The 26,976-nt window shown below is 36.1% G+C and carries 20 protein-coding genes; 16 read left to right on the forward strand and 4 right to left on the reverse strand.

Features of this window, described 5'->3' with window-relative positions; genetic code table 11:
* Positions 1–18: 18 nt before the first annotated feature.
* Together C245_RS0114525 and C245_RS0114530 are read right to left on the reverse strand one after the other, a co-directional pair.
* Entirely contained in the window at positions 19–1,527 is a 1,509-nt protein-coding gene (locus C245_RS0114525) for a RagB/SusD family nutrient uptake outer membrane protein (RefSeq protein ID WP_017497333.1), read from the reverse strand.
* A 36-nt stretch (positions 1,528–1,563) separates the two neighbouring features.
* Positions 1,564–4,662, reverse strand: a complete 3,099-nt coding sequence (locus C245_RS0114530) for a TonB-dependent receptor (RefSeq protein ID WP_017497334.1) — start codon at positions 4,660–4,662, stop codon at positions 1,564–1,566.
* 673 nt (positions 4,663–5,335) lie between these two features.
* On the opposite strand from C245_RS0114530, the gene C245_RS0114535 reads away from it, so the two are divergent.
* Positions 5,336–5,974 (forward strand): sugar-binding protein, encoded by a 639-nt coding sequence (locus C245_RS0114535; protein ID WP_017497335.1) that lies wholly within the window; start codon positions 5,336–5,338, stop codon positions 5,972–5,974.
* A 132-nt stretch (positions 5,975–6,106) separates the two neighbouring features.
* On the opposite strand, the gene C245_RS0114540 is transcribed toward C245_RS0114535, so the two are convergent.
* Complete coding sequence (locus C245_RS0114540) at positions 6,107–7,147, reverse strand: LacI family DNA-binding transcriptional regulator (protein ID WP_017497336.1); 1,041 nt, start codon at positions 7,145–7,147, stop codon at positions 6,107–6,109.
* Positions 7,148–7,377: 230 nt separating this feature from the next.
* On the opposite strand from C245_RS0114540, the gene C245_RS0114545 reads away from it, so the two are divergent.
* The 13 genes from C245_RS0114545 (at position 7,378) to C245_RS0114605 (ending at position 24,616) form a co-directional block, all read left to right on the forward strand.
* Positions 7,378–8,469, forward strand: a complete 1,092-nt coding sequence (locus C245_RS0114545) for a mevalonate kinase (RefSeq protein WP_017497337.1) — start codon at positions 7,378–7,380, stop codon at positions 8,467–8,469.
* A 202-nt stretch (positions 8,470–8,671) separates the two neighbouring features.
* Positions 8,672–9,547, forward strand: a complete 876-nt coding sequence (locus C245_RS0114550; protein WP_017497338.1) for a sugar phosphate nucleotidyltransferase — start codon at positions 8,672–8,674, stop codon at positions 9,545–9,547.
* A 184-nt stretch (positions 9,548–9,731) separates the two neighbouring features.
* Entirely contained in the window at positions 9,732–11,105 is a 1,374-nt protein-coding gene (locus tag C245_RS0114555; RefSeq protein WP_070906848.1) for a sugar MFS transporter, read from the forward strand.
* 31 nt (positions 11,106–11,136) lie between these two features.
* Positions 11,137–13,065 (forward strand): glucosamine-6-phosphate deaminase, encoded by a 1,929-nt coding sequence (nagB, locus tag C245_RS0114560; protein ID WP_017497340.1) that lies wholly within the window; start codon positions 11,137–11,139, stop codon positions 13,063–13,065.
* Between the two features lie 339 nt (positions 13,066–13,404).
* Entirely contained in the window at positions 13,405–13,638 is a 234-nt protein-coding gene (locus tag C245_RS0114565) for a DUF3820 family protein (RefSeq protein ID WP_017497341.1), read from the forward strand.
* A 171-nt stretch (positions 13,639–13,809) separates the two neighbouring features.
* Complete coding sequence (locus tag C245_RS0114570; protein WP_017497342.1) at positions 13,810–15,423, forward strand: CTP synthase; 1,614 nt, start codon at positions 13,810–13,812, stop codon at positions 15,421–15,423.
* Between the two features lie 80 nt (positions 15,424–15,503).
* The gene (gene yidC / locus C245_RS0114575; RefSeq protein WP_017497343.1) at positions 15,504–17,417 is read left to right on the forward strand and encodes a membrane protein insertase YidC; all 1,914 of its coding nucleotides are present in this window, start codon (positions 15,504–15,506) and stop codon (positions 17,415–17,417) included.
* 98 nt (positions 17,418–17,515) lie between these two features.
* Positions 17,516–18,232, forward strand: coding sequence for a toxin-antitoxin system YwqK family antitoxin (locus C245_RS0114580; RefSeq protein ID WP_017497344.1), 717 nt, complete (start codon positions 17,516–17,518; stop codon positions 18,230–18,232).
* A gap of 315 nt (positions 18,233–18,547) precedes the next feature.
* A complete protein-coding gene (locus C245_RS0114585; protein ID WP_157495873.1) occupies positions 18,548–20,290 on the forward strand; it encodes a zinc-dependent metalloprotease in 1,743 nt (580 codons plus the stop codon).
* Positions 20,291–20,394: 104 nt separating this feature from the next.
* The gene (mnmA, locus tag C245_RS0114590) at positions 20,395–21,582 is read left to right on the forward strand and encodes a tRNA 2-thiouridine(34) synthase MnmA (RefSeq protein ID WP_017497346.1); all 1,188 of its coding nucleotides are present in this window, start codon (positions 20,395–20,397) and stop codon (positions 21,580–21,582) included.
* A gap of 43 nt (positions 21,583–21,625) precedes the next feature.
* Positions 21,626–23,227 (forward strand): S8 family serine peptidase, encoded by a 1,602-nt coding sequence (locus C245_RS0114595; protein ID WP_017497347.1) that lies wholly within the window; start codon positions 21,626–21,628, stop codon positions 23,225–23,227.
* A gap of 12 nt (positions 23,228–23,239) precedes the next feature.
* On the forward strand, positions 23,240–24,184 hold the full coding sequence (locus tag C245_RS0114600; RefSeq protein ID WP_017497348.1) for a nitronate monooxygenase family protein: 945 nt from the start codon (positions 23,240–23,242) through the stop codon (positions 24,182–24,184).
* A 21-nt stretch (positions 24,185–24,205) separates the two neighbouring features.
* The gene (locus tag C245_RS0114605; RefSeq protein ID WP_017497349.1) at positions 24,206–24,616 is read left to right on the forward strand and encodes a hypothetical protein; all 411 of its coding nucleotides are present in this window, start codon (positions 24,206–24,208) and stop codon (positions 24,614–24,616) included.
* A gap of 195 nt (positions 24,617–24,811) precedes the next feature.
* On the opposite strand, the gene C245_RS0114610 is transcribed toward C245_RS0114605, so the two are convergent.
* Positions 24,812–25,249, reverse strand: coding sequence for a DUF4268 domain-containing protein (locus C245_RS0114610; RefSeq protein WP_017497350.1), 438 nt, complete (start codon positions 25,247–25,249; stop codon positions 24,812–24,814).
* Between the two features lie 90 nt (positions 25,250–25,339).
* On the opposite strand from C245_RS0114610, the gene C245_RS0114615 reads away from it, so the two are divergent.
* Both C245_RS0114615 and C245_RS0114620 read left to right on the forward strand, forming a co-directional pair.
* A complete protein-coding gene (locus C245_RS0114615) occupies positions 25,340–25,990 on the forward strand; it encodes a CoA pyrophosphatase (RefSeq protein WP_017497351.1) in 651 nt (216 codons plus the stop codon).
* A 126-nt stretch (positions 25,991–26,116) separates the two neighbouring features.
* A complete protein-coding gene (locus tag C245_RS0114620; RefSeq protein WP_017497352.1) occupies positions 26,117–26,926 on the forward strand; it encodes a 1-acyl-sn-glycerol-3-phosphate acyltransferase in 810 nt (269 codons plus the stop codon).
* Positions 26,927–26,976 lie beyond the last annotated feature (50 nt).

Below are 26,976 nucleotides of genomic sequence, written 5' to 3' on the forward strand. Positions count from 1 at the left end.
TTCCCGATCTGTTTTTCATTATCTGTCGGCATTACTCAGGTTCGGATTTAAGTCGACCTGACTTTGCGGATAGGTGTAATATTTGTTTTTAGGCATGGTGATAGGTGCGGTTTCTCCAACTCTTAAGTGATAGGCATTTACCAGAACATCAAACTTATTCATTCGGATTAAGTCCTGACGGCGCTTTCCTTCATAGAACAATTCCCATCCTCTTTCCTGTAAAATAGCATCTCGTAACGAAGTTTTATTATAATCGGATAAAACCAGCAGTTTAGCATGTGATCTTCCTTTTACCTGATTGATGAGGTCTATGGCTTCTGCAGTCGGGCCGTTTATTTCGTTTAAGGCTTCGGCTCTGCTCAGCAATACATCAGCATAACGCAATATGTTTACGCTGTGCCCATCATAATAAGTAGTGGTTTCATCATCGGCATATTTTCGGGTCGATACATCAGGCATATAAAATTCTCCTTTTGGTGGCTGTGCTCCTAAGGAAGGTGCTTGTTTGTGAAGCAATTTATCAGTACCCATAAACTCCGGGAAGAAGCATTTTTTTCGATCGTCTTCATTTCCAAAAGTGTTGTAGAAGTCCCAGTTTACGGTATAATACTGCCATCTGTTTTCGACAACCGGATGATCGATAGGACCAAAGTGGTTCAGAAGTTCCGTTCCGTTTACATTGGCATCACTAAGAGAAGAAAAGATGTTTTCGCTGCACCATTTGTTACTTTCTTTAAAAAGTCCCAAATAAGTAGGAAACAGGCTGTATTCGTTGAGGTTCATAACTTGTTGTGTAAGCGAGGCTACTTTTTGCCAGTCATGATTTCGCAAATATAATTTTGCCAATAACGTTAAAGCTGCACCTTTTGTAGCACGCCCTACATCATTACTTTCATAAATTGCATTTTTCTTATAGTTCACCGGTAAAACAGCAGCGGCATCATTCAAATCTTTAATTAAAAGAGTTTCTATGGTTTCAACAGGAGAAGGAGGTGTCTGTTCCAGGTAGTTTGGATTGTCTAAGTTGGCTTCTGTTACAAGGATTACAGGTCCCCACGCGTCTGTTAAATCCATATAAGCAGAAGCTCTTAAAAATTTAGCCTCGGCTATAAACTGAGTTTTTTCTGCTTCTGTAATGCCGCTCATTTTTGAAATATTAAAAATCGCAAAATTAGCGTTCGCCACCAGTTTGTACATGGCATTCCAGTCTTCCAGAAGCAGACCGTTGGCAGAATTCCAAAGTCCTAAAGATAATTGTCCCGGGTCACCGCCATACTGGCAATGTCCTAAATCTGTTGCAATATCAGTTAAAGCAAAATGTCTTGTTGCCCAATACGAGAAGTTGTCTCCCACAGAAGGACCTTTTAGTCTTCCATAAATAGAATTAATAGAAGCGATAGCATCCGATTTGGTTTGAAATCCATTAGTATCGGTCAAACTGCTGTATACGGTAGGATCAAGATCGTCATTGCATGAAAATTGCAAACCTGCCGTCAGTAAGAGGAATATGATTGTATATTTTTTCATTTTAATAAATTTTATGTTACTAAAAAAGCTTTTAGACTAATGAATGGCAACCTTAATACCCAAAATGATGGTGCGTGAAGCCGGGAATGAATTGAAATCGATTCCTCCTCCCAGATTTTGTTTGGTAGTATCGTTGGTGAAATGTCCGTTTACCTCAGGATCATTTCCGGAATAATTCGTGATCGTCAGTAAGTTTTGTCCAATGGCATACAATCTGATATTGTCTACAAATTTGAGTGGTTTTAAAACACTTTCAGGAATAGTATATCCGATCGAAAGGTTTTTTAGGCGCAGGTAAGAAGCTTCCTCTACAAATTTTGAATTGACATAACTTCCGTAAGTACTTTTGTAATAGCCGTCTCTTGGAACATCCGTATTTTCATTGGTACCGGCTACCCAGCGGTTTAAAGCATCTGTACTGGTTGTTGATTCTCCAACCATTCGGGTCATGTTGTAAACCGAATAATCAAAAGCTCCCTGAAAAAAGATGTTCAGATCGAAGTTTCCAATTTTAAAATCATTGTTAAGCCCAAGAGTATAATGAGGTGTTGAATTACCTAAGTAAGTTCTGTCGTTTACGGTAATTGCACCGTCTCCGTCTAAGTCTTCGTATTTTGGATCACCCGGTTTAGACAAAGGCTGCGGAGCATATACTTCTCCGGTTTTGATTACTCCGGCATATTTAAAACCATATAAAACGCCCATTTCTCTGCCCGGTTCCAGTCTAGTAAATTCGCGTCCCGAAACCGTTCCGCTTGGATTAGAAGTATTTTGACTGATGATAGACACATTATCGGCAAGTGAAACTACTTCTTGTTTGTTGTAAGCCACATTTAGTGAGGTGGTCCACAAGAAATGATCGTTTCTGAAATTAGTACTGGTAATTCCCAATTCAATACCTTTGTTATCAATCACCCCGGAGTTGATGGTTTGTGTGTTAAAACCCCACCATCCGCCAATAGGAACTCTGATAAGGGCATCAGTAGTTCTTTTTTTATACACATCGATTGTTGCGGTTATTCTGTCATTAAAAAATCCCATGTCCAACCCAATATCAGTCTGAGTGGTTTGTTCCCATTTCAAATCTTTATTGGCTAAATTGGCAGGTTCTGTACCATTAACAAAATTTCCATCTCCAATAGTTACTCCCCACGCTCTTAAGGTTGGCATGAAGGCATAATCTCCAATACCATCTGCTCCTGTAACTCCATAGCTAACTCTTAACTTAAGATCAGAGACCGTTTTGGAGTTTTGCATAAAAGATTCGTTAGATATTTTCCATGCTACTGCTCCTGAAGGGAATATTCCGAAAGAGTTATTGCTTCCAAAACGGGAAGAACCATCTTTTCTTAGGGTAAATGCAGCCAGATATCGATCACTGAAAGAATAATTTAGCCTTCCAAAATAGGAAGTTAGTTTTGTTTCGATTTTTTCAGTCTCAGGTTTCAAATAAACCGCTGCCGCGTCAAGGTTGTGATAGGTTAATGCATCGTTAGAAAAACCGGTTCCGGCCGCTCTCAAAAATTCATACGTATCTTTTTGATTAGACGTACCAATCATGGCACTCATCGAATGTTCGTTAATATTGAATTTATAGGTTAGGTATTGCTCCGTACTCCATCTGAAATAAGTTTTGTTTTCTTCAGATCCTGATCCTTTTAAAGCAGCTCCTGCAACCAAAGTTCTTGGTGTGTATCTTCCTTCAATATTTTCCTGCCATTCCGCACCCGCTCCAAAATGATAGGTAAGTCCTTTAATGATTTCGTAGTCTAAGAACATATTTCCGTTAACCAATCTGTTGATGATATGATCGGTTGGTTCTAATAAAAGTGCCAAAGCATTATCTTTTCCCTGAAATTTGTAATAAGACCCGTCGGGATTGTAAATTGGAATAGTTGGTGGGGCAGTCTGGATAGAAAATAACGGGGATAAAATATTATCTCCAAAATCACTGTTATTTCCCTCACTGGCAGCTCCGTAAATGTTCGTACCAACGTTTAGTTTGTCATTAAATCTTTTTTCGCCCCCCATTCTCACACTGTATCTTTTAAAATCAGTATTTTCGATAGCTCCGGTTTGTTTGATGTAGTTTCCGGAAAGGAAAAATTTAGAGGTTTTGTCGCTTCCGCTAAAAGTAATGGTTCTGTTTATTACTTCTCCGGGGCGTGTTGCGGCCTTAAACCAATTCGTATTGGCAACAGGGAAATCGGAAGAAAAAACAGGAGGCCTGCCATTCTCTTTCGCAATAGCATTTTGAATGTCGGCATATTGCTGTCCGTTGATAAGAGAAGGTTCCTTGATAATGCTTTGAAAACCATCTGAGATTTCGGCTTCAATCTGCATTTTACCTGATTTTCCTTTTTTAGTCGTAATCAGGATCACCCCATTTGCACCTCTCGAGCCATAAATAGCGGTCGAGGAGGCATCTTTTAGAATTTGAATATTCTCAATGTCGTTCGGACTGATAGAGGCTCCTGTACTGGTAATGAAACCGTCGACAACATACAAAGGCGAATTAGAATTGTTAAGAGAATTTCCCCCTCTAATAACAATCGAAGGATTGGTTCCCGGAGCGTAACTGTTTTGCTGCACCTGAACTCCCGAAGCACGCCCTTGCAGAGCCTGACCAACATTCGAAATAGTACCTCCTAAGTTTAAATTGTCTTTGCCGATAGAACTTACAGAACCGGTAAGATCCTTTTTCTTGGCTTTTCCGTATCCTATAACTATTTCTTCTAATTTTTGCCCTGCCTCTTTTAGAACAATTTTTAAAGGTGAGCTTCCAACAGTTACTTCCTGATCTTCCATACCAACGTAGGAAATAATAAGTTTCGTTACATTATCAGCAACAGTAATGGCAAAACTACCGTCGGCATCTGTCTGTACTCCGGTGCGGCTTCCTTTTACAACAACATTTGCTCCGGCGATAGGAAGTCCGTTTTGATCTGTTACTTTACCCTTCACTGTTTTTTCAAAAAAGAATGCAATATCAGTTCTGCGATTTATTCTTACGGTTGAGGTTGCTGAAACCTGGACGGTAAAAACGAATACTAAAAAAAGTGTGAGTTTAATCTCTGCACCGGGAAGATTTTTTAGCCTAAAATCTTCTGGTCTTTTTTTGGTTAAAAATTTCATACTTAAAAATTGAGTTTGGTTAATGTTTATTTGTTTTTTTTCGTTTGTAAGCTTTTGGAATTCTTTTATGAGATAATTTTTGATTTATAATTTATCTTCTGACGAAATGGTTTAAAAACAACTGCCGTTCTGTTTTACTCTTTTTGTATGTGGTATTTTTTTTAGTTTTTCTGTTTTTTTGGGGAGATGAAAAACGACTGAAAAATGTATTAATTAACTTGGTTTTAAGATTATTATGAAACGAAGCTATAGATTATATTTTTATAAAACAAGAAAAATGAATAAAAATGTGCTCGAACACATGAATTTTATGTTCTCGAGCACATTTTTTTAATTGAAACACTTTTTTTTACTTAAATTTGTGAGATTATAACGAATATGAATGATAGGAATAATGTTTCTTGTTTTGATGTATTTTTTGATAAAATCGCATTGTGTTGATATATTGAATGTGTTATTGTTAAAATAATGGTTAATCATCTACTTTGTCTCTTGTTTGTTAAAGACGTAAAATCTGTTTCTATTTTGATTTAAGTTAAAAAAGACAGTATTTTATTTTATTAAATTTTAACCTACATTCATGATTCAAAAAAAAATAAAAGGAGATTAGAATTGAAGCAACTTTTCAGACTTTGAAATGTTAAAAAATTAACAAAATAAAAAATAAATAGTAGTGAAAGAATATCAGGTAGTTTTACAAGATAAAAGTCAGGAAAAAGAAGAGCAAAATCCTATGGTGTCATTTTGGGAAAACGCAAATTGCTTAACTGATTTTTGCTCGCCATGGAAAAGTGATCCACTTTTAAAAATAGAATTCAGAGCGCTCTGGGATCTTGAAAATTTCTTTTTTAATTTCAGAGTTTTTGATACCGGGATCTATATCGATCAAAAAGACGATAGTTTTGATAGTATCAACAACTCAGATCGTGTAGAATTGTTTTTTAGGACTAATGAATCCTTAGATCCTTATTATTGTCTGGAAATGGATACCGCCGGGCGTTTAATGGATTTTAGAGCGCGTCCCAACAAAGAATTTGATTTTGAATGGAAATGGCCTAAAAACGATTTCGAAATCAAAACCTCAAAAGATGAAATTTCTTTTACAGTTGAAGGACGAATTAGTATAAAATCCTTAAAAGAATTGAATTTAATACACAACAATACTATAGAAGCAGGTGTTTTTAGAGCTAAGTTTTTGGAGAATGAAAAGCGACAGTATGAACCCACCTGGATTTCCTGGGTGAATCCTGATACCGAAACTCCTAATTTTCATATTGCCTCTTCTTTTGGGAAATTTATTTTGATGGAATAGGGGTTTACAGGATGTAATGGTTTTTTCGCAAAGTAAGCACAAAGCTTCACAAAGTTTTTTTTAAACATTTTTTGTGTATCTCTGTGTAACCTTTGTGTAACTCTGTGGAATTTTTCGACAGTGGAGCGTTATTTAAGAAACGTAGAAAGAAGCATTTTCCACATTAATAATATCTATCGGAAGTAAAATCGTTTCCGGAATATCTTTTCGGAACAAAAAGTGTTCAACTAAAGTGCTCACCCCTAAGTAAGCCTGTCTTTTTTGATTTTGATGAATTAAAAAATGAACCAATCCCTGATTCAGGAAATTCACATTTTTTTCTACTAAATCATAACCGATAATCGCAATCTTTTTATCCTTTACGGTAGACAGTATAGAGGCAATTTGGTACGCTTTTGAGGTCGTGATAAAAATACCTTTAAGATTTGGATTTTCGTCTAAAAACGCAGAAAATTTAGTTTCCACATTCTGATGTTTTAGTTTTAGAGTAGTGAGTGAAAAACCGCTAATCTTTTTTTCTTCAAAGTAACTTTTGAAGCCTTTTTCTTTTTCCTGCATGTGTACCGCATTCTTAAGGCTTTCGTCAATGTGTATGATGGCGATCTGACCTTCCGTCAAAATCAGATTCATTAGGCTGGCAGCCACACGACCGCTTTTATGCAAATCCTGTCCAACAAAACTTTTTATAGATTCACCTTCAATTTGGTTGTTGAAGGTGTTTACGATGATGTTTAAATCGTCATATTGCTTTACAATTTCTACTGTTTCTTTGTGAAACAACGGAGCAATTAAAACAGCATCAGGCGATTTTTGGATAATGATATCATGAGCACTTAAGAACGATTTGGTGCTTTCCGGATTAAAGAAGTGTGTTTCAATAATAACACTATACGCTTTAAATTCAGTTTTAGCATCCTGGATTCCATTAATGCAGGGAAGCCAGTACGGGTCAATTTCCGGATCAGGCAGCAAAACACAAATTCTGTAAACTTTGGTGTTCTTTAAATTTCGTGCAATTAAGTTCGGTTCGTAATTAATGACGTTTAAAACTTCATTTATTTTGTCCAGTGCTGTAGGAGAAACTTTTCCTCTGTTATGCAAAACCCTGTCGACAGTCCCTTTCGAAACTCCGGCCATTTTTGCTATATCCTTAATGGTGTACTTTTTATCCATATTGGCAAATATAGAAACTTTGATTTGATTATTTAAAAATCCTGTAAGAATTAATTAGTGTGCTCGAGAACATTTTAATAGTGTGTTCGAGCACATTTTTTTGTTTTTTCTTGTTTTATAAAAATATAATCAATAGTTTCGTAGAATCAAAATCAAAAGAATAAAACCAATTTTTAACCAAGTTTCATTGTAACGTGTTGTTTTACAGTGTTTTATTATAAAATTTTCAAGTGAAAAAAATTACCTCATTAGCCCCGGGCAGAACCTGTCTCTTTGGAGATCATCAGGATTATTTAGGATTGCCGGTTATCGCCTGTGCAATCGATCGGAATATACAACTAATTGCCGAACAAAATCTGACTCAGACCTTTGTTTTAAATATGATTGATATTAATGAGACCCGTACCATTGATATTGACGCCACTTTTGACAAATTAGAACCCAGAGATTATTTTGCCTCCTCCTTACGTGTATTACGCAGGTACGGCTGTGTGCCAAACGTTGGATACGACATTACGATCACGGGAGATATTCCAATAAACTCCGGAACCTCGAGTTCTTCGGCTTTATTAATGGCATGGATTCGTTTTTTGATCGATGCTTATGGTATTGATCGTGAAGTTACACCTGAGTTTATTTCCAAATTGGGTTATGAATCTGAAGTATTGGAACACGGAGAACCGGGTGGAATGATGGATCATTTTAGCATTGGGGTGGGGAATATTGTGTACATCAATACCAAAGATCCCTTTTCGTATAAAGTAATAGGAACGAGCTTGAAAGGCCTGATAACAGGAGTTTCGGGAGTTCCAAAAGAAACGATAGGTTTGTTGGGGGAATTAAAAGGAAATGCTTTAATTTCTATTGATATCGTAAAGCAAAATTTCCCGGATTTTGATCTGCATGCTTCCAAAATAGAAGACCTGGACCGATACAGAAGTTGTTTACCGGACCGATTGATTCCTTTCTTTGAAGCGGCATTAAAAAACTATCATTATACCAAAGAAGCTCTGAAAGAGTTTGAAAAACCGGTTTTAGATCTTAAAAGAATAGGCGGATTGATGAACCAGCATCATGAAGTTTTACGTGATTTATTAAAAATTACCGTACCCCGAATTGATGCTATGGTCAATGCTGCTTTGCGCGCTGGTGCTTACGGAGCAAAAATTGTAGGTTCAGGCGGCGGCGGAAGTATAGTCGTTATCGCAAATCCGGAAAAAGAAGATCTGGTGATCGAAGCCATTCTCGAAGCAGGAGCTCAGGAAGCCTATGCCGTAGCTGTTGATCCGGGTGTAAGGGTTATTGAAAATGTTGAGATTTAAGTTGTGAGAGGTGAAATGTGAGATGTGAGATGTGAGATGTGAGTTTTGGGAACCTGAAACATGAAACCTGAAACATGAAACTTGAAACATGAAACTTGAAACATGAAACTTGAAACATGAAACTTGAAACTTGAAACCTGAAACATAAAACAATTCCAGACCTAAATAGATTTAAGGAAATTCAAAATGAAAATATATAAATATGCATAACAATTTAGTTATTCTTGCGGGTGGAGCATCCTCGCGCATGAAAAAAGAAGCCATTTCAAATAATTTATCTGCGGAAGAAATTGCGCAGGCAAATGAAAGAAGTAAAGGGTTAATTGGAGTTGGAGCAAGCGGGAGACCTTTGCTGGACTATCTTCTGCTGAACGCTAAAAAAGCAGGATATAAAAAAATCTACATCATTATTGGGGAGCAGGGAGAGCTTTTTAAAGAGTTTTACGGCAGTCAGAATACCGATAACGATTTTCACGGGCTTACTATTTCATTTGCTGTGCAATACATTCCCGAAGGCAGAGTGAAGCCCTTTGGTACTGCTGATGCTTTGTTTCAGGCGGTAGAACAGTTTCCGGAGTTAAACACGCAACAATATTCGGTTTGCAACAGCGACAACTTGTATTCGGCGGCAGCTTTACTGGCGCTTAGAGAGACCAACAGTCCAAATGCTTTTATTGCTTACGATCGCGAAGCTTTGGAATTTCCTTCCGAAAGGATTTCGCGTTTCGCCATTGCTAAATTAGATCAGAACAATCAGTTGTTGGATATTTTAGAAAAACCTTCAGCCGATGTTTTAGCCGACTATAAAGATGTAGAAGGGAAAATCCGAGTAAGTATGAATGCTTTTAAATTCAACGGAAGCACTTTATATACCCATTTAAAAAATTGTCCCGTTCATCCCGAGCGCGACGAAAAAGAGCTGCCTACAGTGCTGTTAAATGCTGTAAAAGAAAATCCAAATACAACGATAGGTATTCCGTTTTCAGAGCATGTTCCGGATCTGACTGCTAAAGAAGATATTGCTGATGTGAAGGAGTATTTGAAGCAATATTATCCGGTTTTAGACTGGAGTATTTAGGAAAAATTAACAAAATATTGATATCTAATTTACAGATAAGTATAACTTATTAGACTACTTTTGTTTTAAAATTGCAAAAAAAACGCACTGAATTGCGGGTAAATTGCGATATATTTGCAAAAAGTGTTGGTGTTATTTTAGAGGAATCAAACAACTAATCTATTAACAATCAACCGATAAAATTATGTCAAAAATTGAGACTGCAATACATATAGAAAAGAGGAGTTCAATCATTCCGATGATTATTCTTACCGCATTGTTTTTTATATTGGGATTTGTCACCTGGTTAAACGGACCTTTAATTCCTTTTTTTGAATTAGCGTGCGAGTTGTCTTCTTCTCAAGCCTATTTTGTAACTTTTGCTTTTTATATTGCCTATTTTGTAATGGCAGTTCCATCGTCCTGGGTCATTGAAAAGGTAGGGTATAAAAATGGTATTTCTTTGGGATTATTAATCATTGCAGCCGGAGCATTTATGTTTTATCCGGCCGCCGAAAGCCGAACCTTTTTACTGTTTTTAATTGCTTTGTTTGTGATGGGAACCGGTCTGGCAATTTTGCAGACAGCTTCCAATCCTTATGTAGTAGTAATTGGACCAAGAGAAAGTGCAGCAGCCAGAATTAGTGTGCTGGGTATTGCCAATAAACTGGCAGGTTTTGTAGCGCCATTGATATTAACGGCATTGGTACTGTCTAACATGCAGGAATTTACAGCAGATAAGATTGCGGTTTTGGACGCCGTTTCAAAAACAAATGCTTTAAATTCACTTGCATTACAATTGCAAAGGCCCTATCTTTATATGGGATTGATTATAATGGTTTTAGCACTTTTGGTAAAACTGTCTCCACTTCCGGAAATTGATTTGGATGAAGAAGGGAATGTAGCACATCTGAGTATTTTTAAGCAAATTAGAAATGCTTTCAGACGCCCGCAATTGGTTTTAGGAGTAATCACTTTGATGCTGTATTTAGCAGCCGAAGTCCTGGCCGGAGATTCTATTGGAGGATTCGGAAAACAATTAGGCGTATATGGAACTGAAGGGAATTTTTATTTAAAACTAACTTCTTTTACCATGTCGGCAATGGTAGTAGGGTATATATTAGGGATCACATTAATTCCAAAATATCTTTCACAAGTAACAGCTTTGAAAGGATCCGGAGTTTTGGGAGTCATTTTAGTGTTGGCAATAGTATTGATTTCGCCAAAAATAATGATTCAGTTACCCGGGATTCCAAACTTACCGGTGGTGATACTTTTAGTAGCATTATTAGGCTTGGCCAACGCGCTTTGCTGGCCGGCAATCTGGCCAATGGCATTAGAGGATTTGGGAGGTTATACAAAAATTGGAAGTGCAATTTTGATCATGGGGATCATCGGAGGAGCAATTTTTCCTTTGTTCTACGGAATGATTACAGAAAATATAAATGCAGCAAATACGGCAAATGGTACCGTGGGAGTTTCAAAAAGCGGGAATCAGATTGCTTATTTAATGCTGCTGCCATCCTATTTAATGATTCTTTTCTATGCAGTAAAAGGACATAAATATAGAAAGTGGTAAGATGTAACGAGTAAAATTAAAAAACTATATCATGTTAAAAAGTAAAATCGACAAAGCAACGGGGTTCGAAAAACGTTTCGAAAACATCAATACGGTCGTTTTTGAAAATTCCGGCGATGCATCAAAAGAAGTAGCTCAGGAAATTGCGGCTTTAATTCAATCCAAACAAAAAGAAAACAAACCTTGTATCTTAGGATTAGCAACAGGATCTTCTCCAAAAGGACTATATGCTGAATTGGTTCGTTTGCACAAAGAAGAAGGCTTGAGCTTTAAAAATGTAATTAGTTTTAACCTGGATGAATATTATCCAATGGAGCCAAATTCGATCAACAGTTACGTTCGTTTTATGAAAGAATTGCTGTTTGATCATGTCGATATTTTACCTGAAAATTACCACGTTCCGGACGGACTTTTAACCAAAGAACAAATCGCAGATTATTGCCATGATTATGAGGCAAAGATTGAAGCTCTTGGCGGAATTGATTTGCAGATTCTTGGAATTGGAGGTAACGGACATATTGGTTTCAACGAATCAGGATCGTTACAAAACTCTAAAACACGTTTAGTGGCTTTAGATCATATTACCAGAGTTGCGGCAAGTAAAGATTTCTTCGGATTGAGTAATACGCCAAGAACTGCTATAACACTTGGAGTAAAAAAGATTATGGAAGCCAAGCAGGTAATTTTATTGGCTTGGGGAGAAGGAAAATCAAATATTGTAAAGAAATCGGTAGAAGATGAAGTAACCAATCGTGTACCGGCTTCCTTCTTACAGGAGCATAACAATGCGGTATTTGTTTTAGACAAAGAAGCTTCTTCAAAACTTACCAGAATCAACAAACCATGGTTGGTAGAAAAAGTAATATGGACGGATAAACTGACTCGTAAAGCTGTTTTAGGGTTAGCACTTCAGCTTAAAAAACCAATCTTGATGCTTACCGATGCTGATTATATCGAAAATGGAATGAGCGATTTATTAGCTGATTCAGGTCCTGCGTACGATATTAACATTAAAATATTCAACAAACTTCAAAATACAATCACAGGATGGCCGGGTGGTAAGCCAAATGCGGAAGACACCAACCGTCCGGAAAGAGCAGAACCGGCTAAGAAGAGAGTATTGATTTTTAGCCCGCATCCCGATGACGATATCATCAGTATGGGGGGAACTTTTATGCGTTTGCAAGAGCAGGGACATGAAGTACATGTGGCGTATCAAACGTCTGGGAATATTGCCGTAGCCGATGATGAAGCTTTGCGTTTTGCAAGATTCGTAATTGATTACAATGAAAAATTCGGAATCAAGAGCGAAGAGGCAGATAATATTTACCAAAAAGCGGCGACTTTCTTAACTAATAAAAAGAACAGCGAAATTGATATTCCTGAAGTTCGTTACATCAAAGGATTAATCAGAAAAGGAGAGGCGAGAGCAACCAGTCATTTTGTAGGTTTATCCGATGATCAGATTCATTTTATGGAATTACCATTCTACGAAACCGGAACCATCGAGAAAAAACCAATCGGAAAAGAAGATATTCAATTGACGATGGATTTAATCGAAAAAATCAAACCGCATCAAATTTACGCAGCAGGTGATTTAGCGGATCCACACGGAACACATAAAGTATGTCTGGACGCTATTTTTGAAGCAGTAAAAGCGCTGAAACCAAAATCATTTATGGACGATTGCTGGTTGTGGTTGTACCGTGGAGCATGGCAAGAATGGGGAATTGACGAAGTAGAGATGGCGGTGCCAATGAGCCCCGATCAGGTTTTGGCAAAACGTCACGGAATCTTCAAGCACCAGTCTCAAAAAGACGGTGTTGTTTTCCAGGGAACCGATGCCAGAGAATTTTGGCAAAGAGCCGAAGACAGAAATGCGGAAACAGCTGCTTTGTACCAGCAATTAGGTTTAGCCACCTATGCTGCGATGGAAGCTTTTGTAAGATGGCATTATTAAGGTTCAAAGGAGCAAAGGTTCTGAGGTGCTAAGGTTTTTTAGAGGCCCAAAGACTCAGAGATACTAAGTTTTATATTCGCCATGAATTCACGAATTATTCTAAGTATAATTCGTGAATTCGTGGCGAAATCATTTGCCCGAATAGTTGTTTTTTATTAATCGTTAGTTTGGCAGTGCGTTTTAAAAAGAGGTTAAGGTCTTGCGACTGAAAATTGCGACTGAAAACTATTTTTTAATCTCTGGCAAAAGAAAAAAAATAATAATAGCTTTGCGCAACAAGAAGCAAGAGAAGAGAATGAGTCTATATTCTTTCCTCTTGCTTCTTTTTTCTTAAAAAAAATGGAATCAGATAAAAAACTTCTCATCAAATTAGCCCATACCAAAATGCCTTTCGGAAAATACGAAGGTTATTTTTTAATAGATTTACCCGAATATTATGTCGTTTGGTATCAAAACAAAGGATTTCCAAAAGGAGAATTGGGACAACAGTTGCAACTTATATATGAATTAAAGTTGAATGGACTGGAAGAATTAATTCGGAATATCAAAAAACAATACCCGAAACCGATTTAGGAGTATTCATAAAAAAATACCCAATTAAAAGTTAAAAATACCGATTGCGAAATGATGTAATCGTTCTAATTAAAAATTTGCAAATTATCTCATTCTCTAATTGATAAATTATCTAATTAAATTTGTACTTTTGCCAAGTTTTTTACACAACTACATACAAACAACAACAGAATGAATCAAACAAAATATATTTTTGTTACAGGCGGTGTGACTTCTTCGTTAGGAAAAGGAATTATCGCGGCATCTTTAGCAAAATTGTTACAAGGAAGAGGATACCGTACAACTATTCAGAAATTTGATCCGTATATCAATGTGGATCCGGGTACGTTGAATCCATACGAGCACGGAGAATGTTATGTAACAGATGATGGTGCTGAAACAGATTTAGATTTAGGTCATTACGAACGTTTTTTGAACGTTCCTACCTCTCAGGCGAATAACGTTACAACCGGAAGAGTATATCTTTCTGTAATCGAAAAAGAAAGAAGAGGAGAGTTTTTAGGAAAAACAGTTCAGGTAGTTCCTCATATTACAAACGAAATCAAAGACAGAATGCAATTGTTGGGTAAATCCGGCGATTATGACATTGTCATTACTGAAATTGGTGGAACCGTTGGTGATATCGAATCATTACCTTATATAGAATCTGTTCGTCAGTTAGTTTGGGAATTGGGTGAAAATAACGGAATCGTTATTCATTTAACATTGGTTCCATATTTGGCTGCTGCGGGTGAGTTGAAAACAAAACCAACACAACATTCTGTAAAAACGTTGATGGAAAGTGGTATCAAAGCAGATATTTTGGTTTGTAGAACCGAGCATGAATTGTCTCAGGAACTGCGTCAGAAACTGGCTTTATTCTGTAATGTTAAGAAAGAAGCCGTTATTCAGTCTATTGATGCTTCAACGATATACGAAGTTCCAAATTTAATGCTTGAAGAAGGATTAGATGTAGTGGCTTTGAAAAAATTAGATTTGCCTAAAAAAGCATTACCGGATCTTAAAAATTGGAATACGTTTTTGAAAAGACTGAAAAATCCAAAGCATACCGTAAATATTGGTTTGGTTGGAAAATATGTAGAAATGCAGGATTGTTACAAATCTATTTTAGAAGCATTTATACATGCTGGTGCAGCAAACGAAACGAAAGTAAATGTAATTTCGATACATTCAGAACATATTAATGCTGAAAATATTGTAGAAAAATTAGCAGGTCTGGATGGAGTTTTAGTAGCTCCTGGTTTTGGAGAAAGAGGTATTGAAGGAAAAATCGAAGCCGTTCGTTATGTACGTGAAAACAACATTCCGTTTTTCGGAATTTGTTTAGGAATGCAAATGTCTGTAATCGAATATTCAAGAAATATTTTAGGTTATAAAGAAGCAAATTCAACAGAAATGAACGACAAAACGCCTCATCCTGTGGTGAATTTGATGGAAGAGCAAAAAACAGTGACAGATAAAGGCGGAACCATGCGTTTAGGAGCTTGGAAATGTGATATCAAGCCTGATACGCTGGCGTATAAAATCTACGGACAGAAAACAATTTCAGAGCGTCACCGTCACCGTTATGAATACAATAACAAATATGCTGACGAATTGCAAAATGCAGGTTTGAAAGCTTCAGGGGTAAACCCGGATACAGGTTTGGTAGAAATTGTAGAACTTGAAAATCATCCGTTTTTCATTGGGGTACAATACCATCCTGAATACAAAAGTACAGTAGCAAATCCACATCCGATTTTTGTAAACTTTGTGGCTGCTGCAGTGAATGCGCATAAAAAATAATAATTAATATTCTGAAAAGTGTAACGTTTGAATCTAATTCAGCACTAATACCTTTTTAACGAATAACTTTTTAAACTGTAATGGAAGAAAAAAAATTTGATCTTAATTCAATCATTGGTTTTGTATTGATATTTGGAATTTTGATTTGGATTATGTACCAAAATCAGCCTTCTGATAAAGAGATTGCTGCTGAAAAAGCCAAAAAAGAACTAATTGCCAAGCAAGAAGCACAAGCGAAAGCGGATAAAACTAAAACAGCTGTTTTACCAGTTGCTGCAGCTGCAACTCCTGGTGATACAGTGCAGTTGGCACAATTACAAAAAACATTAGGTGGTTTTGCTTATTCAGCTACACTGCCTTCTGCTAAAGAAGGTTTTACAACTATTGAAAACGAAAAGATTAAACTTAAAATCGCTAACAAAGGGGGGTATATAGTAGAAGCTACGCTGAAAGAGTTCAAAAAGTTTGAAAAAAATTCAGGACAATTAGTTGAATTGATTAAAGACAATAATGCTAATTTAAACATTCAGTTACAAACTGCTGATAACAGAACTTTAAACTCTAAAGATTTGTTTTTTGAACCTACGCTAACTAAAAATGGCGCAGATCAAATTTTAACAATGCGTTTGAAAGCAGGTGCTAATGAATTCTTAGAATACAAATATGTTCTTAAACCAAATGATTATTTAGTTGGTTTTGATGTTCGTTCTCAGGGATTAAACAAAGTTTTAAATACTGGAAAACCATTAGATTTACAGTGGGATTTAAAAACGTACAGAAACGAAAAGAGTATTTCGTATGAAAACCGTTATGCTGAAATTTACTATAATTATAAGGATGGTAAAGAAAGTTATGTAGGTCAGGGCGATCATAAAGAAGAAACACCTGAAAAGGTAGATTATATTGCATTTAAGCAACATTTCTTTGCTACAATTTTACAAACCAATACTTCTTTTGAAAAGTCACAGCTTGTTTCTCAAAACTTAGTAAAAGACGAAAAAATAGATACTGTTTATACAAAACAGTTTAAAGCGAATGTTCCTTTGGCTTTCTCTAATGGAGAAATAGATTATAAAATGAGCTGGTATTTTGGACCGGCAGATTATAAAATTTTAAAATCTTACGATAAGAATTTTGAAAAAATTATTCCATTAGGTTGGGGGATTTTTGGCTGGATTAACCGATTGATTTTTATTCCTTTGTTTGGATTTTTAAGCTCAACAATTGGATTATCATTAGGAATTGCGATTATTATCTTTACGATTATTATCAAATTGGCCATGTCGCCAATTACCTATAAGTCATTCCTGTCTCAGGCTAAAATGAAAGTTTTACGTCCGGAGATTACAGAATTGGGAGAAAAATTCAAAAAAGACCCAATGAAAAAACAACAGGAAACGATGAAACTGTACAACAAAGCAGGAGTGAACCCAATGGCAGGATGTATTCCGGCGTTGATTCAGCTTCCTTTTATGTATGCTTCATTCCAGTTCTTCCCTTCAGCTTTTGAGTTAAGACAAAAAGGTTTCCTTTGGGCAGATGATTTGTCTTCTTTTGACTCGGTGGTAAAATTGCCATTCCATATTCCGTTATATGGAGATCATATCAGTTTGTTCCCAATTTTGGCAGCAATTGCGATTTTCTTCTACATGAAAATGACATCCGGAGATCAGCAAATGGCAGCGCCTCAGCAAGAAGGTATGCCGGATATGGCAAAAATGATGAAAATCATGATTTATGTTTCGCCATTAATGATGTTAATTTTCTTCAATAGTTATGGTGCCGGATTGAGTTTGTATAACTTTATTTCGAACTTAATTACAATCGGAATCATGTATGTAATTAAAAATTACATTGTTGATAGTGATAAAATTCACGCTCAGATTCAGGAAAACAAATTAAAAGAGCCTAAAAAGCAAAGTAAGTTTCAACAACGTCTTCAGGAAGTAATGGAACAGCAAGAAGCTGCGAAAGCTCAGAATAAAAAGAAATAATACCAATAAAAAATCTCGATTCTTCGGGATTTTTTTATATCTGAAATATACTTAATCAAAGTCAGAATCGTTAAAGTTTAAAATAGAATATAAAAGATATGATTTCTAAAAAAATAATAGCCGGATTACTTTTATTAAATACCTTTTTTGCAGTAGCGCAAGAGGTTAATAAATTGGATTCTAACGGAAAAAAAGAGGGAGTTTGGAAAGGAATTTATGAAGTTTCTAAACGTCCTCGTTATGAAGGAACTTTTAGTCACGGAAAAGAAACCGGAGTGTTTAAATTTTTTGATGATACTAAAAAAGGAGATGTTGTAGCAACTCGTGATTTTACAGCAAACGATGGAAGTTCTTATACTATTTTTTACGATCAGAATAAAAATAAAGTAAGCGAAGGAAAGGAAATCGGCAAATCGCGTGAAGGTGAGTGGAAATACTATCATAAGGCTTCGAAAGCAATTATGACGCTTGAAAAATATAAAGCCGGAAAATTAGAAGGAGTTAGAACTGTTTTTTATGCAGATTCTAAAATTGCTGAGGAAATGACTTATAAAGAAGGTTTGAAAGAGGGTATTTATAAGAAGTACGGGCAAAACGGAATTCTATTGGAACAAAGTACCTTTAAAAATAACGAATACAATGGTGATGCTGTTTTTTATGACTCTGATGGAGTAGTAGCTTCTAAAGGAAAATTTACCAGAGGGAAGAAATCCGGGATGTGGCAGTTTTACTTTAAAGGAAAGTTAACGAAGGAAGTTAATATGAGTGATCCTAAAAGTAGTTATCAGGCCGATTCAAAACCTAAAACGGAGTAATAATTTGTAATTTGAATGCCTCGGTATTTAGTTTTCCGTATTAATTTGAATTTTACCACTATAGAAGAATGAGAAGGACAAATTCTAAGGAGTGGTTCTTTACTTATTGTGTTTATATTGAGCGAATTGGAAATATATCGTTCGAGTCTGATGATTTTTTTGTTCTTGTTTTAAAAAAAAAAACAATACCTATTGCTGTTTTTTTAGTTAGTAAACATTTATATTCGATGCTGAATCTTGATTTCGCTAATTCACCTTTTAATTATAGAAGTATCTGGTAAAGTTTCTTCTTCACACAAAAAAAAGAAAAAATATATGAAAAAAAACTACATCTTTTTATTACTCTTAGTGTTGACTGTTTTTTTTAGTAATGTGGCCGTATCTCAGACTTCCTTAGGCTCATGCAGCAGTTTTATTAGCAACTTGAAGAAGGAGCTTACGGCCTCTGTCGGAAGAAAGGAAAACAATAATGTTTTGCTTCAGATTGCGGATTCAAAAAGTTTTAGCGGAAAAATAAACTACAAAGAGTCAAGCATTTCGAGTGAATATTTAATCGGAGAGATTAAAAATGTTTCCGGATCTTCTTTTTACCTTAAGGTAATGGAAAAATCACTTGAAGGACATATTATTCTTAAGAAAACAAATGAAGCATACAAATACTCATCAGATGCTTATGGAAATGCTTATGTATCAAAAGTAGATATTAATTCCTTGATTTGTGTAGATTATGCTACTCTGTCACAAAAGGAAGCAAAAACTGCAAAAAATAGTTCCGCTACAATTAATGCAGATCTGTTAAAGTTAGAAAGTTTTCCTGGTGGGATAGGATGTATATTATTGGATTTTGATGGACATACGATGCCTGCGGGAAGCCTTTGGAATAATGGAGGAGCAATTTATGCTCTCCCTTCAGGAATGACTGATGCTTTTATACTTCAGGCTTTTGAGGTTGTTGCAGAAGATTACAGGCCTTTTAATTTAAATATTACAACAAATGAGGCTGTTTTTAATACCTATCCAAAAACAAAAAGAAAACGTGTTGTAATCACTCCCACAGATACTGCAAGTCCTGGAGAAGGAGGTGTAGCTTTTATAGGATCTTTTACATGGGATAATGATGTTCCGGCCTGGTGCTTTAATGTCAATACCGGTAAAGCAGCAGGAGAAACAGCTTCTCATGAGATCGGGCATCTCTTTTCATTAAAACATGATGGACGTACTTCTCCTAGCGAAGGGTATTTTTCAGGGTTAAACGGAACTTCCTGGGGGCCGATCATGGGAACGTCTTTTGTCAGACCCGTTTCGCATTGGAGTAAAGGTGAATATAATAATGCTAATAATACCGAAGATGATGTTGCAATTATTTCTGATAAAAGCTGGGGAATAGGTTACAGAACTGATGATTATGGAAATAATACAGGTTCAGCATTTAATCTGACGCTAAGCAGTAAAGGAGAAATTATTAAAAGAGATGGTGTAATAGAAAAAGAAAGCGATAAAGATTTCTTTAGTTTTACTACTAGCGGAGGAGATGTGAGTATCGAAGCAAATACAGTAAGCAGATGGGGAACTGGTAATCTTCATATTTTGATTCAGCTGTACAATTCGGCAGGTGTCGAAATCGGGCAGTATTGGGACTCCGATCCGTACAATCTAGATGGGTTTATGTTTGCAAATCTTTTGGCTGGTAAGTATTTTATCAGCATTAGTGGGGTTGGTGCAGGAGATAAAACTAATGGCGGGTATTCGGCGTATGGTTCTATTGGAAGTTATTCTATTTCCGGAACTATTCCAAATACTAACCTGAACACCTTATCGTTTGATAAAAACTTAAACTTTGTGATATATCCTAATCCAAGTAATAAGATTATAACAATTAAGTCAGATCACGATGCGACTTTAAGCCTCATTACGGTATTAGGGAAAACTATAACAACATTTAAAGTGAAGGCTAATGTAGAGGATATCCTAAATGTTGAAAATTTATCCAGTGGTATTTATTTTCTTAGCGAAATGAATGAAGGCAAATTAATCACGCATAAATTTATTAGAAAGTAATAAGTTTTATTTACAACGGCATTGTATAAACTAATCAAAAACTACTGCAATTTTCAAAAATAGGGCTTATCTTTGCAGCCTTGTAAAAACATAAACAATTTAGAATGAAACGTGTAGTTGTTGGACTTTCCGGAGGAGTAGATTCAAGTGTTGCTGCTTATTTATTGCAACAACAGGGATATGAAGTTATTGGCCTTTTTATGAAAAACTGGCACGATGATTCTGTTACGATTTCGAATGAATGTCCGTGGTTAGAAGATAGCAATGATGCTTTATTGGTAGCTGAAAAACTCGGTATACCGTTTCAAACGGTTGATTTAAGCGAAGAATACAAAGAAAAAATCGTTGATTATATGTTCAACGAATACGAAAAAGGAAGAACTCCAAATCCTGACGTACTTTGCAACCGCGAAATCAAGTTTGATGTTTTTATGAAAATCGCTCTAAGTCTTGGAGCCGATTATGTTGCGACTGGACATTACTGCCAAAAAAGCGAAATTGAAGTGGACGGAAAAACGGTTTATCAATTAGTTGCCGGAAATGATGTTAACAAAGATCAGTCGTATTTCTTATGTCAGTTGTCTCAGGAACAATTGTCAAAAGCTTTATTCCCAATTGGAGCATTAACTAAACCTGAAGTTCGTGAAATCGCTGCTGAAATGGAATTAGTTACAGCCGAAAAGAAAGATTCGCAAGGACTTTGTTTTATCGGAAAAGTGCGTTTACCCGAGTTTTTACAGCAAAAACTACAGCCAAAAGAAGGTCTTATTGTTCAAATTGACAAAAACGATTCAATCTATACAATTGAAAAACCAACAGGAATTTCTGTGGAAGACGAATTGAAAATAGAGTCTCAAAAACTGGATTATCTTCCAACAATGGGTAAAGTGATGGGAAAACATCAGGGAGCACATTATTTTACAAACGGACAAAGAAAAGGCTTAAATGTTGGAGGTACTACAGATCCGTTATTTGTAATTGCTACCGATGTTGATACGAATACTATTTATACCGGCTTAACAAGCAATCATCCGGGCTTATTCAAAAAAGCATTGTTTGTAGGTAATTCTGAAGTACACTGGGTTCGCGAAGATTTGAAATTGAAGGAAGGTGAGCAAATGGAAGTGATGGCAAGAATTCGTTACCGTCAGCCATTACAGAAAGCAACCTTGTATCAGTTTGAAAACGGAATGTATGTTCGCTTTGAGGAAGCTCAGTCCGCCATTACCGAAGGTCAATTTGTGGCTTGGTATTTAGAGAATGAATTAGTTGGTTCGGGAGTAATTTCTTAGCTTTATACTTTTTTACGGAGGTTTCACCTTTAAAAAAGTAATCATGAAGCACTATTTTGTCTTTTTGTTGTTGATTTTTTCTTCCGCGGTGTTTTCGCAGGAAGACGCGTGGGTATACTTTAAAAACAAACCCAACGCACAGGCATCTCTTAATGCTCCGCTTACAATTTTGACACAGCGTGCCTTAGACCGGAGAGCCAATCAAAATATTGCGTTAGATCTTACCGATGCACCTGTAGAGGACTCTTATATCAATCAGGTTAGATCGAGTTCGGGAATAACTATTATGGCAAAATCCAAATGGTTAAATGCACTTCATATTAGAGGAACTCAAACCGATATTACTGCACTTACGGCACTGTCATTTGTCGATAAAGTGTTTTTCGCCAATAAAAATCTGAATGTAACTTCTAAAAAAGTAGCCGAGAATAAGATAAGTAAGGTAAAAGACAAACTGAAATCAAAAGCGGATTATGCCTACGGAACTTCAGGAGGACAGATAGAAATGCTGAATGGAAAAGTGCTGCACCAACAGAATAAAACCGGCTCGGGAAAAGTAATTGCTGTTTTAGACGCAGGTTTTCCGGGAGTCAATACCGCTTTACCATTTAAGAAATTAATCGATAATAATCAGATTTTAGGAGGGTACGATTATGTGAATAGAAATGCCAATTTTTATTCAGGAGACAGCCACGGAACAATGGTACTTTCAACAATGGGCGGTTATAAAGAAAATGCTTTGGTAGGTACTGCTCCTGATGCTTCGTATTATTTATACATCACCGAATATGATCCTACTGAGAACCCGGTTGAAGAATCGTATTGGGTAGAGGCAGCAGAAGAAGCAGACCGTGTAGGAGCTGATATTATTACAACTTCTTTGGGGTATTTTGAATTTGATAATCCAAACTACACGCATACGTATAGTGATATGAACGGGGTGACTAATTTTATCTCTCGCGGTGCCGAAATGGCTTTTAATAAAGGAATAATCGTAGTTGCTTCGGCTGGAAATGAAGGAGCTACAACTGAACCTCATATTGGAGGACCTGCAGATGCTGTTTCGGTAATTACAGTAGGTGCTGTAACTTCTTCGAAAGTTAGATCAGGTTTTAGCTCGATAGGACCAAGTTCTGACGGAAGAATTAAACCGGATGTTATGGCACAAGGTACGGCAGCTGTTGTATCTGATACCGGGGGGAATATTACAACCATAAACGGAACTTCGTTTTCTTGTCCAATTATGGCGGGAATGATTGCTTGTTTGTGGCAGGCTTTTCCATCCAAAACAAATAAAGAAATTAGGCAGATGATTCTGCAGTCTTCAGATCGATATACGACACCCAATAATAATTATGGTTACGGAATTCCTAATTTTGGAGCTGCTTTAGGAGTGGAAGACTTCAAGTCTTTAGGAGAAGTTTTTTCTGTTTTTCCAAATCCAACTAAAACAGCGATTTCCTTTTTGTTTGAGAACAGTACCGCTTCTGTTTCTGTGTACTCTGTTCTGGGGCAAAAACTAATCGAAAAACAAATTACAAATCAAAACCCTATTCTTTCTGTTGAAGGACTAAAAAGCGGATTGTATTTTTATACTTTTGATGCAGATGGTCTTCACAAAACGGGAAAGATAATTAAACAATAACTACATTTTTGAATGAACAGAATTACACAACTTTTTAAGATCAAATATCCAATTATTCAGGGAGGAATGATCTGGAACAGCGGTTATAAATTAGCAGCAGCAGTAAGTAATGCAGGAGGTTTAGGTTTAATTGGAGCAGGTTCTATGTATCCCGAAGTTTTACGGGAACATATTCAGAAATGCCAAAAAGCGACCAGTAAGCCATTTGGAGTTAACATTCCGATGCTGTATCCAAATATCGAAGAAATTATAAATATTGTGGTAGAAGAAGGAGTGAAAATTGTTTTTACTTCTGCCGGAAATCCAAAAACGTGGACTTCGTTTTTAAAAGAAAAAGGAATTACAGTTGTACATGTAGTGAGCAGCAGTGTTTTTGCTTTGAAGGCGCAGGAGGCAGGTGTTGATGCTATCGTGGCCGAAGGATTTGAAGCAGGGGGACACAATGGACGCGACGAAACGACAACCTTAACTTTAATCCCGATGGTGAAAGAGAAAGTTCAGATACCACTTATTGCTGCCGGGGGAATTGCAACAGGCAGAGGAATGCTTGCTGCAATGGTTTTAGGAGCCGATGGAGTTCAGGTGGGAAGCCGTTTTGCTGCTTCGATCGAATCTTCGGCACATGATAATTTTAAAGAAACAATCGTTAAGGTTAGAGAAGGAGATACACAACTGACTTTAAAAGAACTGGCACCTGTTCGATTGGTTAAGAATAAATTCTATCAGGACGTTCAGGAATTGTATGAAAAATGTCCTTCGAAAGAGGATTTGGTGCAGCTTTTAGGAAGAGCCAGAGCTAAAAAAGGAATGTTTGAAGGAGATCTTGAAGAGGGAGAACTTGAAATAGGCCAAATTGCAGGATTAATTCATGAAATTTTGCCAGTAGAGCAAATTGTTCAACAAATGATGTCCGATTTTGAAGCTGCCTGCCAGGAAAAAGCTAAATTTGAGTTATAAATTACCCCCAAGAAATACAATATGAATCCTACACGCACTTTTATACTTTTACTTTTTTTCGGACTTGGTTTACAGCAAACTTTTAGTCAGTCTTACCAGTTTAAAACATCTGGTTTTAGTGTTTTGGAAAAAAATGAAAAAGGCAAATGGGGTGAATGGTCTAATCTTGATTTGGTTAACCTTTCGGTAATTCTGGATACCAATAAACACAGAATTGTGGTTTACTCGCAGGAAATACAGCTTTTCAGTATTTTGGATTACATTGAGCGGGAAGAAAACGATACCGATATTGTTTATTCTTTTATGTGTAAAGACAATGACGGCAAAGCCTGTAAGTTATCTATCATCACCCGAAAAAAACAAGATTTCCGCAAACAGCTTTATATCAACTACGACGATCATATTATTGTGTATAATATGGTTAGTGTGTAGTTTGAGGTTCTGAGTTGCTAAGGTTCTAAGTTACTAAGTTAGTATGCTTTCTTAGAGTCTTAGCAGCTCAGAATCTTAATGTTTTTTATTAAGAATCTATATCCTTTATAAATTCATCATGCTCGAGATAAAATATCTCAAGAGTTAATAGGTTTTCTCAGAACTTTAGAAACTCAGAACCTTAGTTCCTCTTTTCTAAGAATCAATATCCTTAATAAACTCATCATATTCCAGATAAAACATTTCCAGAGCATGCATTTTTTCGTTAAAGAAATCGAAAATAGCATCCCAGTTATTGCGGTTACTAAAACCAACACCTAGTTTCTCAACCCAAATACGACTAATCGTTTTACCACTTTCAAGAGTATAGTTTTTTTCGAAAACCAAATCTTTAATGAATTCTTCCTCCAGAATATTTTTTAATGCTTCAATTTTTTCAAAATAGGCATTTCGTTTTTCATCACTTCTTTGTTCGATATCAATTAGAACCTGTGCTTTTTTATTATCGACATAAAATTTAAAAGAGAAATCTTTAATTTTGGTATCATAAAGTACCCATTTGCGAGGGTATTTTTCGGCGAATGCCACCCAGAATTCTCTTTTTATCTTTTGTGATTCTTCTTTGCTGTACATTTTTAAGACTTGATTTTAGAAAACTTGTAGAACCGCGTTTTCTGGACTATATTTATATTTTATTTAAAAGTACAAAAATAAACTTTGCTTATGGATTTTCAAGACTTTTTGCAATATGTTCCTAATTTAATTCCGGCAGTATTACCGGCGGAGTTGGCTCATATTAAAATGGCACCAAAAGAACGCCTCGAAGCCTTGAAGAATCTTGATTTGAAAGATAAAAATCCGCGTATCGCAGCGGTCATGATGTTGTTTTATCCAAAAAACAATAAAACACATCTCGTATTGATTGTCCGAAACGCGTATAATGGAGTTCATTCGTCTCAAATTGCATTCCCCGGAGGAAAATACGAAACGACTGATGCAAATTATGAAGAGACTGCTTTGCGTGAAACACAGGAAGAAGTAGGCGTTGCACCTGAAAAAATAGAGCTAATCAAACATTTTACGCCTATGTATATTCCGCCGAGCAACTTCTTAGTGCATCCTTTTTTAGGCATTTCCAAAGAAGAGCTTTTATTTTATCCGGATATCAGAGAAGTAGCGAGCATTATAGAATTACCCCTCTCTGTTTTTTTGAATGACGAAATTGTTATTGAAGTCACATTATCAACTTCTTATGCAAATAATGCTTTAGTTCCCGCATTTAACATACAAAATCATATTGTATGGGGAGCAACTGCCATGATATTGAGTGAACTGAGAGATGTTTTAAAAACGACTTTTAGCGAAAAAGTATAAAGAGTAGAAATTAACAATTTGATATTCATAGTACTACCGGTTTATTTTAGAAATTGTTTTAGAGGATCGGTAAAAGAATAATTTTTGTAAGTTTGCGTCCTAAATAAAATAATACAATTGACAGCTATGGGATTGTTTAAACGAAATCCTTTCGGACATATATTATTCATCAAGAAATGGTTGATCCGTATTCTGGGAGCCATGACTCACCGAAGATACAGAGGTTTTAACGAATTGCAGATCGAAGGATCGGAAATTATTAAAACGCTTCCGGATACAAATGTTTTGTTTATATCGAATCATCAAACTTATTTTGCTGATGTTGTGGCGATGTTTCATGTGTTTAACGCAAGTTTAAGCGGACGTCAGGATACTATTAAGAATATCGGATATCTGTGGCAGCCCAAAATGAATATTTATTATGTTGCTGCCAAAGAAACCATGCAGGCCGGATTATTGCCTAGAATTTTGGCTTACGTTGGAGCGATTACAGTAGAAAGAACCTGGCGTGCAAAAGGTGTTGATGTTACCGAAAAGCGTGATGTTAACCCAAACGATACTGAAAATATCAGAATTGCACTCGAAGATGGCTGGGTAATTACATTTCCGCAAGGTACAACCAAGTCATTTAAACCTGTTCGTAAAGGAACGGCACATATCATAAAACAGCACAAACCTGTAGTAATTCCAATTGTTATTGACGGTTTCCGTCGTTCTTTTGATAAAAAAGGACTACGAATGAAAAAGAAAGGAATTTTACAGTCTTTCATCATCAAAGAACCTCTTGAAATTGATTATGAAAACGATACCATCGAAGAAATTGTTGAAAAAGTAGAATATGCAATCGAACAGCATCCTTCATTTTTAAAAGTTATTCCGGCAGAAGAAATCAAAGTACAGGAAGAGCTTAATAAAATGAGAAGATGGGATTACTAGATATTTTAGATTTCTGATTTTAGATTGCTTTTTTTGTTTCAGGGTTCAAA

Source organism: Flavobacterium sp. WG21, assembly GCF_000335775.1.
In the GTDB taxonomy this organism is placed as follows: Bacteria; Bacteroidota; Bacteroidia; order Flavobacteriales; family Flavobacteriaceae; genus Flavobacterium; species Flavobacterium tructae.

Excerpts from the sequence above, each read along its gene's own strand:
- C245_RS0114615 (WP_017497351.1), top strand. The coding sequence starts at position 25,340 with ATGGATTTTCAAGACTTTTTGCAATATGTTCCTAATTTAATTCCGGCA.
- C245_RS0114530 (WP_017497334.1), bottom strand. The coding sequence starts at position 4,662 with ATGAAATTTTTAACCAAAAAAAGACCAGAAGATTTTAGGCTAAAAAAT.
- C245_RS0114550 (WP_017497338.1), top strand. The coding sequence starts at position 8,672 with ATGCATAACAATTTAGTTATTCTTGCGGGTGGAGCATCCTCGCGCATG.
- C245_RS0114610 (WP_017497350.1), bottom strand. The coding sequence starts at position 25,249 with ATGTACAGCAAAGAAGAATCACAAAAGATAAAAAGAGAATTCTGGGTG.
- yidC (WP_017497343.1), top strand. The coding sequence starts at position 15,504 with ATGGAAGAAAAAAAATTTGATCTTAATTCAATCATTGGTTTTGTATTG.
- C245_RS0114620 (WP_017497352.1), top strand. The coding sequence starts at position 26,117 with ATGGGATTGTTTAAACGAAATCCTTTCGGACATATATTATTCATCAAG.
- C245_RS0114540 (WP_017497336.1), bottom strand. The coding sequence starts at position 7,147 with ATGGATAAAAAGTACACCATTAAGGATATAGCAAAAATGGCCGGAGTT.
- C245_RS0114605 (WP_017497349.1), top strand. The coding sequence starts at position 24,206 with ATGAATCCTACACGCACTTTTATACTTTTACTTTTTTTCGGACTTGGT.
- C245_RS0114555 (WP_070906848.1), top strand. The coding sequence starts at position 9,732 with ATGTCAAAAATTGAGACTGCAATACATATAGAAAAGAGGAGTTCAATC.
- C245_RS0114525 (WP_017497333.1), bottom strand. The coding sequence starts at position 1,527 with ATGAAAAAATATACAATCATATTCCTCTTACTGACGGCAGGTTTGCAA.
- mnmA (WP_017497346.1), top strand. The coding sequence starts at position 20,395 with ATGAAACGTGTAGTTGTTGGACTTTCCGGAGGAGTAGATTCAAGTGTT.
- C245_RS0114565 (WP_017497341.1), top strand. The coding sequence starts at position 13,405 with ATGGAATCAGATAAAAAACTTCTCATCAAATTAGCCCATACCAAAATG.
- C245_RS0114595 (WP_017497347.1), top strand. The coding sequence starts at position 21,626 with ATGAAGCACTATTTTGTCTTTTTGTTGTTGATTTTTTCTTCCGCGGTG.
- C245_RS0114600 (WP_017497348.1), top strand. The coding sequence starts at position 23,240 with ATGAACAGAATTACACAACTTTTTAAGATCAAATATCCAATTATTCAG.
- nagB (WP_017497340.1), top strand. The coding sequence starts at position 11,137 with ATGTTAAAAAGTAAAATCGACAAAGCAACGGGGTTCGAAAAACGTTTC.
- C245_RS0114580 (WP_017497344.1), top strand. The coding sequence starts at position 17,516 with ATGATTTCTAAAAAAATAATAGCCGGATTACTTTTATTAAATACCTTT.
- C245_RS0114570 (WP_017497342.1), top strand. The coding sequence starts at position 13,810 with ATGAATCAAACAAAATATATTTTTGTTACAGGCGGTGTGACTTCTTCG.
- C245_RS0114585 (WP_157495873.1), top strand. The coding sequence starts at position 18,548 with ATGAAAAAAAACTACATCTTTTTATTACTCTTAGTGTTGACTGTTTTT.